12 protein-coding genes are annotated in these 12,558 nt (G+C 36.9%); 8 read left to right on the top strand and 4 right to left on the bottom strand.

Going from position 1 to position 12,558, the window contains the following annotated elements:
• Positions 1-186 precede the first annotated feature (186 nt).
• The 4 genes from recA to cas6 all read right to left on the bottom strand — a co-directional run bounded on the left by recA (position 187) and on the right by cas6 (position 5,227).
• Positions 187-1,257 carry a recombinase RecA gene (gene recA, locus VB654_RS04540; RefSeq protein WP_323212299.1) on the bottom strand — a complete coding sequence of 357 codons (1,071 nt, stop codon included), beginning with the start codon at positions 1,255-1,257 and terminating at the stop codon, positions 187-189.
• A gap of 765 nt (positions 1,258-2,022) precedes the next feature.
• Positions 2,023-2,673, bottom strand: coding sequence for a GTP cyclohydrolase I FolE (gene folE / locus VB654_RS04545; protein ID WP_323212495.1), 651 nt, complete (start codon positions 2,671-2,673; stop codon positions 2,023-2,025).
• Between the two features lie 117 nt (positions 2,674-2,790).
• Positions 2,791-3,825, bottom strand: a complete 1,035-nt coding sequence (locus tag VB654_RS04550) for a GTP-binding protein (protein ID WP_323212302.1) — start codon at positions 3,823-3,825, stop codon at positions 2,791-2,793.
• Between the two features lie 274 nt (positions 3,826-4,099).
• Positions 4,100-5,227 carry a CRISPR-associated endoribonuclease Cas6 gene (gene cas6, locus VB654_RS04555; protein ID WP_323212304.1) on the bottom strand — a complete coding sequence of 376 codons (1,128 nt, stop codon included), beginning with the start codon at positions 5,225-5,227 and terminating at the stop codon, positions 4,100-4,102.
• A 425-nt stretch (positions 5,228-5,652) separates the two neighbouring features.
• Between cas6 and VB654_RS04560 the strand changes: the two genes are divergently transcribed.
• The 8 genes from VB654_RS04560 (at position 5,653) to VB654_RS04595 (ending at position 12,558) form a co-directional block, all read left to right on the top strand.
• Positions 5,653-5,877 (top strand): hypothetical protein, encoded by a 225-nt coding sequence (locus tag VB654_RS04560; RefSeq protein WP_323212305.1) that lies wholly within the window; start codon positions 5,653-5,655, stop codon positions 5,875-5,877.
• Positions 5,874-6,344 (top strand): hypothetical protein, encoded by a 471-nt coding sequence (locus VB654_RS04565; RefSeq protein WP_323212306.1) that lies wholly within the window; start codon positions 5,874-5,876, stop codon positions 6,342-6,344. Before VB654_RS04560 ends, VB654_RS04565 begins: the two co-directional genes overlap by 4 nt.
• A gap of 30 nt (positions 6,345-6,374) precedes the next feature.
• A complete protein-coding gene (locus tag VB654_RS04570; protein ID WP_323212307.1) occupies positions 6,375-6,776 on the top strand; it encodes a hypothetical protein in 402 nt (133 codons plus the stop codon).
• A 354-nt stretch (positions 6,777-7,130) separates the two neighbouring features.
• On the top strand, positions 7,131-7,436 hold the full coding sequence (locus VB654_RS04575) for a CRISPR-associated protein Csx3 (RefSeq protein ID WP_323212309.1): 306 nt from the start codon (positions 7,131-7,133) through the stop codon (positions 7,434-7,436).
• A gap of 263 nt (positions 7,437-7,699) precedes the next feature.
• Complete coding sequence (gene cas10, locus VB654_RS04580) at positions 7,700-10,021, top strand: type III-B CRISPR-associated protein Cas10/Cmr2 (protein WP_416235656.1); 2,322 nt, start codon at positions 7,700-7,702, stop codon at positions 10,019-10,021.
• A complete protein-coding gene (locus VB654_RS04585) occupies positions 10,018-10,773 on the top strand; it encodes an RAMP superfamily CRISPR-associated protein (RefSeq protein ID WP_323212311.1) in 756 nt (251 codons plus the stop codon). Before cas10 ends, VB654_RS04585 begins: the two co-directional genes overlap by 4 nt.
• Entirely contained in the window at positions 10,770-12,035 is a 1,266-nt protein-coding gene (gene csx10 / locus VB654_RS04590) for a CRISPR-associated RAMP protein Csx10 (protein ID WP_323212312.1), read from the top strand. Before VB654_RS04585 ends, csx10 begins: the two co-directional genes overlap by 4 nt.
• A 1-nt stretch (position 12,036) precedes the next feature.
• A complete protein-coding gene (locus VB654_RS04595; RefSeq protein WP_323212313.1) occupies positions 12,037-12,558 on the top strand; it encodes a hypothetical protein in 522 nt (173 codons plus the stop codon).

Here is a 12,558-nt window from a genome sequence, read left to right on the forward strand (position 1 = left end):
TGAGTCAGGAGTGCTGAGTGCTGAGTGGAATAACGCATAAGTCTTTTGTGGGATGTTGCAATCTTTAGATACGCATTTTTTTTGATAGATCATATTATCTGATTGAAGTACACAAGATTTATAATCTTAAAATGTGTACTTCATCCACTAGCAAAATGCTGTATTAATTCAGAAGGCGCATTAGTGCTATTCTTCTTCTTCTAATTCAACTTCTTCTTCCTGATTGGCTTTAGCCACAGAGTTAGCAGAAACAACAGCTCCCATATCTAGCTTTTGTCGCACTAATTCCTTGATTTCGGCAGTAAAATCTGGTTTTTCTTCTAAGTGTTTGATAGCGTTATCTCGACCTTGAGAAATGTTATCGCCGTTGTAACTGTACCAAGCTCCTTTGCGAACAATCACGCCTGTTTCTTCTGCTAAGTCAACCAGACAACCCAAGGTTGAAACTCCTTTACCAAAGATAATGTCAAATTCTGCGACTCTAAAAGGTGGTGCAACTTTATTTTTGGCAACTTTGACTTTTACACGGTTCCCAAATTCTTCAGTTCCTTTTTTTAATGTTTGAATTCGGCGAATATCCAGGCGAACTGAGGCGTAAAACTTTAAGGCGTTACCTCCAGTTGTGGTTTCTGGGCTACCGTAAGTAATACCGATTTTTTGCCGCAATTGGTTGATAAAAATGACTGTGCAACCAGATTTACCTATGTTACCAGTAATTTTACGTAGGGCTTGGCTCATCAGCCGGGCTTGAAGACCAACGTGGATATCACCCATATCACCTTCAATTTCCGCACGAGGAACTAGTGCTGCTACTGAGTCAATGACGACAATATCCACTGCGGCGGAACGCACTAGTTGATCGACAATTTCTAATGCAGATTCGCCTGTATCTGGTTGGGAAACTAGCAAATTTTCAATGTCTACACCCAAAGCCGCAGCATAGGTAGGATCGAGAGCGTGTTCAGCATCAACGAAGGCTGCAACACCGCCATTTTTTTGAACTTCTGCGAGGGCGTGTAGCGCTACTGTGGTTTTACCAGAACTTTCTGGCCCATAAATTTCGATTACACGTCCTTTAGGTAGTCCTCCACCCAATGCTAAATCTAAGGTGAGCGCTCCTGTGGAAATTGTCTCTACTCGCATCCGGGTAGCATCACCCAGACGCATGATTGCTCCTTTACCAAAGCTGCGCTCAATTTGGTTGAGTACTATATTTAATGCTTTTTCTTTGCCGGAAGTATCAGTGTTGATAGCCATTGTGGTCCTCTAAATATAGGAGTTATATGGATGTAAGGAATCTTGGGTTGGGAACTTGAATAGAACAGATATACTATTTTAACCAGAAAATTCTAGAATAGGACTTTAAAAAATAAATGTGACTAAATCGTAATGCGATCGCTAGTAAATTAGGTTGGCAATACTACATAATTATAGGAAAAATTTTTAACTATCAAGCTACGCAGATCAAACAGGACTTGATGCTATTATCAGGCGATCGCTTAAATTTGACTACCTCCGAGAAAGTGTAGATTGTCTAGTTTAGACCACAGCACAGTGATTTTGGGCTATTTATCTGCGACTAACTCTAGTTTACAGGGAAGCGTTCCACTGGTTAGCGGTCAGTTATGACGAGTTTGAACATTGTAAAGTTTTGTATGCAAAATCAGTGAGCATCTGTTCTGAGTATAAAAAAATCCAAACTTCTTTTTATAGATCCGATTGGATCAGGAAAAATGACAAATAGCTGTCGTTTTTTCAGCTAATTAGTGATTTTCAAGTTTCCCAGACTATTAATCAAAAAACTTTAATTCTGCAAGGATCACAATTTGCTTTTACCTTAATTTTCTGATGACTGCTGTTGATAGATTTAGTGGATACTTAGAGAATGAATGATTTTTAAGTATATTTTATCACTTATATTTAACTTGTAAATTTTAGTTTATTTATTAAAGTAGAGACAAGAAATTTCCCATCTCTACACCTAAATCAAGAGCTATATAAACTTAGCTCTATGGTAACGATTTAATGAAACTTAGCATTGTGGCGGATCAAATTCATAAATTCTTCGCGAGTTTTGGAATCTTCTGCAAAAACTCCCCGCATGGCACTACTAACAGTCCAAGAACCGGGCTTTTGCACACCGCGCATGACCATACACATATGGGTTGCTTCCACAACGACTGCAACACCTTGGGGTTTGAGTAAACCTTGTAATGCGTCAGCAATTTGGGTGGTGAGACGTTCTTGGACTTGTAAACGTCGTCCATACATTTCACAAATGCGGGCAATTTTAGATAAACCTATGACTTTGCCGTTGGGAATGTAGGCAACATGAGCGCGGCCAATAATTGGCAGAATATGATGCTCACAGGAACTGAAAATATCGATGTCCCGAACCAACACCATTTCATTGGCATCTTCTGTAAAAACTGCTCCATTTAACAGTTCGTCCAAAGAATCAGTGTATCCCTTTGTGAGAAACTGCAAGGCTTTCATGACTCTTTTGGGAGTGTCTTTGAGTCCTTCGCGGTCTGGATCTTCTCCTAATCCAATCAACAAAGTCCGCACAGCCTGCATCATTTCTGCTTCTGTTACTTTTGGCTGCTTTTGAGCAGTTAAAGACGATAGTACCTGATCGGCAGAAGTTAGATCGGGACGAATCGATAAAGTCATTTTTTGAGTTTTGTAGGAATGTTTTGATGAATTAGTCAGTTGTGAGATTTCGGTGGTCATTGACCTCTGACTACCCCTGACTAATGAATGAGTGTAACATAACTTTACACGTTCTCATCATACCAAACATTTATCCAAATGAGAGTGAATTTCACTGGGTTTCAAGTTTCTGCCAATAAAAACTAGCTGATTTTTTGGTTGAGAATACCAATCATCTGCGTGTAAATTATAACGAGGCCCACTAAGTTGAAAGATATGACGCAGATCACTGTCATTAAACCAAAGTATGCCTTTAGCACGAAATACTCCGGCTGGCATTTCTTCAGTCAAGAAGGCTTCAAATTTGTGAACATCAAAAGGGCGATCGCTTTGGAAGGAAATGGAGATAAAGCCATCATTATCTAAGTGTTCAGAGTGATGGTGATGATGTTCGTGATGATGGTGTTCATGTTCATGATGATGCTCTTTGTGGGCATCTTGTTCCGCAATAGATATATACTGTGATTGGGGTGTGAGCTGTGTGTCCAAAATCAATGGTAACGGCACTTCCCCATATTGGGTAGGCAGAATCTTCGCCCCCACTTTCACTTGATGAATATAAGTTTCGACTTCTTTAATTTTTTCTGGGGTAACAAGGTCTACTTTATTCAGAAGAATAATATCTCCATAAGTTATCTGTTTTAAAGCTGATTCACTTTGAAAATGTTCAGCATCAAAAGTTTCTACATCTACTAAAGTAATAATAGAATCTAGGTTTGTTAAATCTCTAAGTTCCGTGCCTAAAAAGGTAAGAATAATTGGTAGAGGGTCAGCTACACCAGTAGTTTCAATGACTAAATAATCAATGCGTTCTTCTCTTTCTAAAATGCGATAAACAGCATCAACCAATCCATCATTGATAGTACAACAAATACAACCATTGCTGAGTTCCATCATGTCTTGGTCTACAGAAATAAGCAATTGGCTATCAATGTTAATATCGCCAAATTCATTGACTAGGACAGCAACTTTTAAATCTTGTTTATTTTTGAGTATTTGATTGAGAAGAGTAGTTTTACCACTTCCTAAAAATCCAGTGATTAAAGTAATCGGCATTCCCCGTTTAGGAATCTCTGGTATGACGTTGGTTGCGGATGGTGTGAGAGTAGTCATATTACTTGTGATGGTAAAATTTTAGACCTTACTGCCAGCTATAGCCAAAATGTAGGCGCAAGTGTGGCGAACCCGTGCAAGTTTTTCGTCTTGCTGATGCCAATTTCCCTGGGACTGGATCACAGAACTAATCATAGCCATAAAATAATGAGAATCGTTATCATACTAGCGCAAAAAAAAGGGATTGCCAAAATTACCTTTCCTCTTCTTTGGGTCTACTGTGCGAGATCGCGTAGCGTTTTGTAGAAAAGTGCGATCGCATGATACCAAATCCTCATAAATCTGCATCCTTAAGCGATCGCCTAGCCAATTTAGTGTACGTTTTAACTGTAGCCACAGGCATTTCCAAATCCTCTGCTATCAGCTTTAAAGACTCGCCCATTTCGCGCCGGGCTAAAATTGTCGCCCAAGTTGCCGCTATTTTATCAGTGCGATCGCCCCCAGAGCGTTTGCGTTGTGCAGTAAAGATAGCAGTTAACTCCTCAATCCGTTCTCCCAGAAGATTTGTGAGTAACTGCGTCGGACTACTGGCTTCTGGTTCCACCCAACTTAGAGAAGTTTGTCCTAATCCAAAAGTGGTTTTGTGTCCCGTTCCACAGTAGGGAGCGAGTTTAACCAAAGCATAGAACAACTGAGTAAACTCAGTATTAGCCAAAGCAGCTTTACTTAACCCGCAGGAAATCGCCCCAGTGAAGCCGGTGACTGAACCTCGTTTACCCGCAGCGACCTTCACAGATTCCAAGCGGTGTTGATAAATAATTACACTTTCGTCAATCCAATCGAGAAAATCGGCTTGTGAGATGGGGATTTGGGAAAAGTCATTCCAGCGACGCAGGTAGCTATGGAAGAGATTTACAGGTACTGGGAGGGGGAAATGATGACCTTTGCGGCGAAAGCTAGTAGGTGAGATAAAGCTGAGATTGATGTGAGAGTATTTTGCGGGTGGTTGTAATAATTGGGAGTAGGTGGTAGGTGGATGAGCGATTCTCACCTGTTTTATTTGTAGAGTAGCACCTCTTAAATTTAGGGTTGGTGGCAATTGGGTTAACCATAGCTTGAGAAACTCAGCCACCTTTGCAGATATAGCATTAACTTGCCAGTGTAAAATTTGGTTTGCTTCTAGTTGTAATTGTTTACCCGTGGGAAGTAGTTGACTTTCTAGGGCTGAGATATTAAAGGGTTTTTCTGATTCCCCATCATGGAGATAGGCGGAAAGGTCTGGGTCAAGTTGTCGCACTTGGTCAAGAAACCAAGCATGGAGGGCGATGGTGTATTGGGAGTAGAGGGAACTGGTGGTAAGTGCTTCGAGGTCAAATTCTAATCCCACCAATTCGGTGTTATCTGCCCATCTGGGAAGTGTGAGTTTGGGTTGACGATTGGTAAGTTTAGCTGTTCTGACCATTACCGAGTTCTATGCAAGTGTTGTGGAGTATTTTACTAAATTTCTGTATAAAAATTGCAAAATTGGATGATATCGGCTGTAAAAATGCTTATAATTAGTATGTAGTTTTTAAGAGGTCAGATTATGCCTGAATCAACGTCAAACTTCAAAATAGGATTTGACTCGTATTCTGCATGGACGCATTGTGAATCTTTTCAAAAACAGTATAAAACTGTTAGTCAGTTTCAAATAAAATCTCAGTTTCTTGCTTCTTCTCCTATTTCCAAAGCTTCAAATCTATTTACATCAACAAAGTAGTCTAGCAAAAAGCTTGGTTTAGCTCTACTACCAGTAGAGCTATTATAAAATGTGAGAGAGCATATCTAGTAGTAACTACAGCATTTTCGCTCTTTCGTTTTTATGTAAAGTAGGGTTAGAAATAAATTATGAGTAAACAAGAACAAAACAAAGTGTTATTTGTTACTGGTATACGTGTTGCAATTGATGAAGAAAATCGTATATTGCTCGCAGGAATGCTCTCAGATAGTCCATTCATAGAAGATGAGCAAGAATCATCATTAACTATAAATCCAATCAATTTTGCATTTACTAGACAGCACGCAGCATTTTTGAGAGACAGATTAGATGAATTTTTAAAAGGAGAAGCATGATTCCAAGTCCTAACTCAACACAGACACATTCTGTTTCAAATTTAAAAACCAATACAAATTGGAGTAATCGTGGTTCATCTGAATTACGTTTAGTTAAATCAAATAAATCAACAAGTCATGATTCAATTCATGAAATCCAAAAATTGGTAAATGAATTATATCAGTTAGTAGAAGTGAAAAGGGTTAGAGCGGTTGCTACAAGTTATCCTGATATTCATTGGATTGATTTTCAGATAGAGTTGGAACCAAATATTGAGTTATCAAATGAAAACTGGGATAAAATTCAAGATTTGGTAATTGACTATGAATGGAAATTAATAGATGAATCTGCCGAAGAATGGTATTTTCGTCCTCAGATAGTAGATAAATTTTATTCACTTAAAGATCAGGTAATCGCCGATTCTGAAACCGAGGTAGGTAGACGAGAACGGTGGGTAAGTAATTCTCTTAAATTCAGTGTGCTTTAATTAACTGTAGTTCCGCTTTTTCAAGAAATCATGACCTGTGAACGCTACCTTGTGCAAGCTCAAAGCAATGAAAATGCAGCACGCAGTATTGAAAGTGCTTATCCCGATTGGACAGTAACTATGTGCTTTTATGCAGCATTGCACTGGGTAGAATATTATGCTTCTCAAAGAGGGGATGATATAACAAGTCAATTTCCAGAAAAATCCCCACATGATTCTCGTCGGGGTTATGTTCGTAAGCTTGCAAAGAAACTAGAAAATAGGAGATTGGAGAAACTTTATAACGATTTGGAGGACGCGAGTCAAAAAGCTAGATACTTACAAGGCATAAAATATAATAGTGCAATAGACTATTTTAAAAATCATCAGTCAGAAGTTAATATATCTTTTGATAAATTACAGCAGATAAAAGATATTTTAAAGTTAAAATAGTTTAGTAGGTAAAATTTCCCGCAAGGGAACGGAAACAAAGACTCGTCATATGCTGAATAGGAGTCAAGTCCATGTACCAAATTGATTTCATTCAACGGCGAAAACATTAATCCGTGAGATGTTGGATGATTATATTAATTAATCTCCCATCTCTCTTCCCCGCAAGGGGATTAAAACCCACCAAATATATTCTCATTAGGTAACTACTTTGTAACCAGTAGTTGCTTTTATTTTGTTATGTTGAAGCATAGCTAATTCAGCAAACTTGGTATAACATCAACATCCAGTCTATTGGAATCAGCCTCTTCCAGCGACCGTGTATGATGTAGCTATTGATGAAAAAACACCGCAGCAATGACTACCTACAACATCGAATTCAACGACGGGATATTACGAGTGAGATTTGGCGAACCTGCTCAAAACGATCAAATTGTCAAGGATGCAGCCGCGCGACTTGAGGAAATGACCACATCGGGAGAACTCACAGGAGGACAATTGCTAAAAATTAACGGGCCGATTTCTATACCTGTAGCCTTTGTTTTAGCCCATAAACTTAGTCATATTTACGGTGCTATTGGTTTCTTTGATCCTAAGATGGGCAAATATGTAATTTCTATCACACATAATCCTGCCTATAAACTCGGTGATTTAATTGATTGATAGCGTTTTGCTGGCGCGAAACCAACCGAATATATACGCAAATTACCAGGATTTTGGCAAAATTCCAATATAACTGTCATTGGAAATCTTGATAGTGAGTTTTATCCTCAAGAAGATATGATTTATACTGTATTGCCGTTTTAAACTAGTGATATTCATGACTTTGCACCAGGCGAGGATATTTTTAGTCGTCCCATAGCTCAGGATTGGATGCGGTTATGTAGTCTAAATTAGTTACAAGCTATAGAAAATAAAGTAGGGAAATGAACACAATGGAACTTCATCCGATATCAATTGCGATCGCATGGTGTTTAGCTTGGGGTAATAAACGTCAACCACAGTTTGACATTACTGTTTTACAGGAGATGCGGGAGGCTTTGAAAACTGGGGAAAAAGTACCAGAGGAAGTATCTTCTTTGGTGGATGCAGTCAGAGAATTAGAAAAATTAGAGAATCCAGAAAAATTTCCCAAAACCTTAGATGATTTAAAGCAATTAACAGAAAAACATTCTATTTTATGGGAATCTAAAATTGGTTTAGTTTACGGTGGTGCAACTAAGATTAAGCAGTATGTGTTTGAAGAATCTAAACTTCCAGATATTCGCGGTGCTTCCGGGCTTTTAGATAGAATTAACTTAGTTGATTTACCTGCTTTTTTTAATATTATTCCAGAATCAATACATCAAAATTACTACAATGTACAATGTAGTAAAATTAGAATGTGGCTCAATTATAACTTTCCTAATGAACCTAATTTAACAGATGGTTTAATTCCTGAACTGATTATTTACTCAACTGGTGGTAATATCCTGGCTTTTTGCCCTGCTGCTTTTGTCGATGATTTAGCAAATGCTATAGAAAAACGTTATACAGAAGAGACTTTAACTGCTAATTCTTGTGCCGTTGGGGAAAACTTTAGAGTAATAGAAACTCGTTTAGGTTTGCTTAAAGATAATATTGAAGAAACATTTTGGTTGGAAAAATATCAAAAACAGCATCAAAATACTATTGTTGAGGCGTGTTTTGGGAAAATTAATGATTTCTCAGAAATTGAAAATACATTTAAAAAGCATAAAAGTTTTAATGAATTAACTACAAAACTAGCAATTCGTTTTAATCAGCGTCGTAGTGGTAATAAAACCGAAAATCGTCCTACTCGTCGCTATCCATCAATGTTTGAAACACATCCCTATTTAAGGAGAGATGAAGGTGATAAACGTTCTGCGATCGCTTATATAAATGAACTTACTGGACAACCTTATCTATCTGAAACTTTAATCCGTAAAAGACGAGTAGGTGACAGAGCAAAAACTGGGATTTCGGAAATACCTAAATGGTATCAAGATATAGGACTAAACTGGGATGCTGGAATAATTGAAAGTTGGCTTGATAAATTTGAGGAATTTCTGACAAAAAATTCAGAACAGTCTCAGGTATATTATGGAAATAACAGCACTCAGAAACCAGAAATTAAAATCCCCCAATCTTTAACGGAATTGAGCAAAGTAAGTAATGGCTATATTGCTTACATTTATGCCGATGGTAATAATATGGGCGGTTTTATTCAAAATATCCGCACTCCCGAAAAGTATAAAGAATTTAGCGAAGACGTTGAAAATGCCACAAAATATGCTGTATATCAAGCTTTAGCCGAGAATCTTCATCCCCGTGAAATGAAAGGTATCACTGAACCAGAATCAAAGACTAAAAATGGTTATTTAATTCATCCATTTGAAATTATCACTATTGGCGGTGATGATATTTTATTAATAGTACCTGCCGATAAAGCTTTGCAAATTGCTAAAATGATTGGTGAGCAATTTGAAAACATTCTTTTGAAGAAAACAGAGATATCAGGAGTACAAATAAAAGGCGACTACAAAGTAAAAGAAAAACTTCATGAACCCAACAAATTTAATCGTTTTTCTGAAAAAATATCAGAACACGATCAATGTAAATTAAGTATGTCAACTGGTGTATTAATCACAGCTTATAACACGCCAATTTACTATGCGGAAAAATTAGTAACACAATTGTTAAAATCTGCAAAAAAATATGCTAAAACCTTAAATTATACTGATGAAACAAAAAATGAAAAAATAACTTATTATGGTGGTACCGTAGATTTTTTTACCATGAAATCAGTCACCATGATTTCGTCAAATATCGAAGATTTCCGCAAACAAGCCTTAACCATTGATAAACTTAAGCTTTATGCTGCACCTTATACATTGCCAGAATTAGATAAATTTCTGAAATCTATTCATGCATTGCAAGAAGCTGAGTTTCCTAGATCGCAACTTTATCAAATACGTAGCTTCTTAGAACGAGGTAGACGAACTGCGAGTTTAAATTATTATTATTTTCGTTGCCGACTAAATAAAGGACAGTCTACACTTCAATCGGATTTTGAAAAGATATGGTGTCAAGCCAAAACTAATCCAGGGAAAATTGCACCTTGGATGTACGATATTAAAGAAGAAAAATATGAAACTATTTGGCGAGAAATGGTAGACTTATTCGATTTAATCAAATTTTCAGATAGCAAATCTCCAGAACCATCGCAACAGGAGACTTCGCTATGATACAACTTCATGACTTATTAAATAATAATACGCAGAAAGGCGAAACTTACACAGTTACTGCCATAATTGATTCAGCTTTATGTGTAGGTGCGGGAGGTTCTTCAGGTTCTTTAGCAGATAAAACCATTGTCCGCAACTCAGAAGGTAACTTACTAATTCCTGGTTCACAAATAAAAGGGCGAGTGCGCCATGAATGTGAAAAATTACTGCGCGGTTTACAATGGGAAATTTCTGAGTCTCCCAATGCAGGCAGAATGGTTATTCGTAGAGATAACGCACCTGCTAATTTTCAGCGAAATGAATACAAAATACCTGGATATAAACACACATACCACTGTTTAATCAGTCAGATTTTTGGTGATCCAATTTTACCTTCACGGGTAATTTTTGATGATTTGATTTGTACGCAAGACCCAGAAAACTTACCAGAAATCATCCGTCCTGGTGTGACAATAAATCGCCGTCGTCATACTGCGGAAGAAAGCAAACTTTACTTTTTAGAAACTTCACCTGCAAATGCACAACTTCAGTTTAAAGGAGAGATACATATTCAACCGAGTTTGACACCAGAAAGACCTGATTATGCAAAGGTATTAATTTTGGCAGGGTTGCGACAAATTTATGCTTTAGGCGGGAGTAAGTCGGTTGGTTTAGGTTGGCTGCATTGGGAATTAGAAGAATTAGAAAATGCCTTAGAAAATATTAATCTTACTGAAGTTTGGCAGTTTTTAGCAAAAGGAGTGATAAAGTGAAGCGGATTGAATTAGAAATTAAAGCCTTATCTCCCCTAGCTATTTCTCGACAAAAACCAGGTGGTTCTGTTAGTGAATGTGAAGACTATATTCCTGGTAGTGTGATTCGTGGTGCGGTGGCCAGCGAAATTTTAAAACAATCAAATCAACAGTTTAGGGATTTGAGTCAAAATGGTGGTGATTTTCAGGCTTTGTTTTTGAGTGATAACCCGGCAATTTTTCAAAATGCTTATCCTAATATTCGCAAAATTGAAAAAGATGATTTTAAACTAGAAGAAGAAGTAAAAATATTACCAACTACTGCTTTAAGTTCAAAGACAAACCCAGGTTTCAAAACAGGGAAGAACTGTAATGGTGATAAGTGTAATGGGGTTTTTGATACTCTCTTTGACCGTTTGTGTGCAGATTGCTATAGTTACCCATACGAACCAAATTGTCCTGTTGATGGAGGAAGAGTAGATTCACCAGGAATCACTTTTTATAGTGTGTTTAACGATAAATACTATAAGCTTTCAGCACAAAAACGTTTATTAACTAAGGTAGGAATAAATAGAAAACGTGCTATATCAGAAGACGAAATTTTGTATAGTATTGAGGTTTTAAATGAATCAGAATCAAAATGCAAGAATCCCAGACCTGTAAATTATATATCATCTATTATTGTTACAGAGGCATTGTCAAAATTACTGAAAAATTTTATTAGTGAAAATTCACTTAATTTTCGCATTGGTGGTTCAAGTTCAAGGGGTTTAGGAAAAGTAGAAATTAATGCTGAAATCGTTGAGATTACAAATAATACTCAAACAAAAATAGAACTTTTTAACTCTAAATTGTGGGAACGTTGGAAAAGATGGTCAATTTTTGGTAATTCAATTAAAGAGTTACAGCAAAAAACATATTTCACATTAGATTTACAATCAGATGCAATTTTAAATGAAAATTGGCAACGCACAACGGTAATTTCTCCATCAATGTTACAACAATTTGCAGGAGTGGATGATTCATCATTAGAAATTCATGCTGCTTATAGTAGTTATGATTATCGTTCAGGTTGGAATTCTGCTTGGGGGTTAATGAAAGATGTAGAATTAGTGACTAATAAAGGTGGTGTTTACTTATTTAGTACATTTTACCCAGAAAAATGGTATGCAGCTTTAGCTAACTTAGAGTTAACAGGAGTTGGTGAAAGAACTTGTGAAGGTTTTGGACAAGTAGAAATTTGTAATGAGTTTCATTTAGTAATGAGAGAGGATGCAGTTTAATATGCTAGATAGTTTAGATGGCTTTTTGCAGCAGCAACTAGAGTTTAGAATCCAGAAAGCTACAGGAGATAAAATGGATGATGTGATTGATAAAATAAACAAATTATCTGAGAACTTTTCTATTGGAATTGAAGATAAAAAATCTCCTTTTAGGAATGTTTTATCTACTGCTATGAGTTCTGATACTTCAATTGCAACTATTAAACTTTTTATCCAATGTCAGATTGGTAAAAGTGGAGCAAGTCCTATTTGGAGTAAGAAAATAGGTAATGATATATTTGCTATAGAATTAGTTAAAGAGCTTGACCAATTGATAGAATATGCTGAGAAAATCGTTCGCTGTGTGAGAAAATCTATACCTAAGAATCACCCATTAAATCAATATGTTGATGCTCCAAGCAATCAGACAGAACTTACAAAGCAAATCCATCTTAAACTTATACAACTGTATTTAGGCCATCTTGCCAGAAAACATACAGCTTTAGTTGGAGAAGCAAGGTTAAATTCCAATTCTCGAAATTAA

This window comes from Nodularia sp. UHCC 0506, assembly GCF_034931045.1.
Classification (GTDB): domain Bacteria; phylum Cyanobacteriota; class Cyanobacteriia; order Cyanobacteriales; family Nostocaceae; genus Nodularia.

Excerpts from the sequence above, each read along its gene's own strand:
- recA (WP_323212299.1), bottom strand. The coding sequence starts at position 1,257 with ATGGCTATCAACACTGATACTTCCGGCAAAGAAAAAGCATTAAATATA.
- folE (WP_323212495.1), bottom strand. The coding sequence starts at position 2,673 with ATGACTTTATCGATTCGTCCCGATCTAACTTCTGCCGATCAGGTACTA.
- VB654_RS04550 (WP_323212302.1), bottom strand. The coding sequence starts at position 3,825 with ATGACTACTCTCACACCATCCGCAACCAACGTCATACCAGAGATTCCT.
- cas6 (WP_323212304.1), bottom strand. The coding sequence starts at position 5,227 with ATGGTCAGAACAGCTAAACTTACCAATCGTCAACCCAAACTCACACTT.
- VB654_RS04560 (WP_323212305.1), top strand. The coding sequence starts at position 5,653 with ATGAGTAAACAAGAACAAAACAAAGTGTTATTTGTTACTGGTATACGT.
- VB654_RS04565 (WP_323212306.1), top strand. The coding sequence starts at position 5,874 with ATGATTCCAAGTCCTAACTCAACACAGACACATTCTGTTTCAAATTTA.
- VB654_RS04570 (WP_323212307.1), top strand. The coding sequence starts at position 6,375 with ATGACCTGTGAACGCTACCTTGTGCAAGCTCAAAGCAATGAAAATGCA.
- VB654_RS04575 (WP_323212309.1), top strand. The coding sequence starts at position 7,131 with ATGACTACCTACAACATCGAATTCAACGACGGGATATTACGAGTGAGA.
- cas10 (WP_416235656.1), top strand. The coding sequence starts at position 7,700 with ATGAACACAATGGAACTTCATCCGATATCAATTGCGATCGCATGGTGT.
- VB654_RS04585 (WP_323212311.1), top strand. The coding sequence starts at position 10,018 with ATGATACAACTTCATGACTTATTAAATAATAATACGCAGAAAGGCGAA.
- VB654_RS04595 (WP_323212313.1), top strand. The coding sequence starts at position 12,037 with ATGCTAGATAGTTTAGATGGCTTTTTGCAGCAGCAACTAGAGTTTAGA.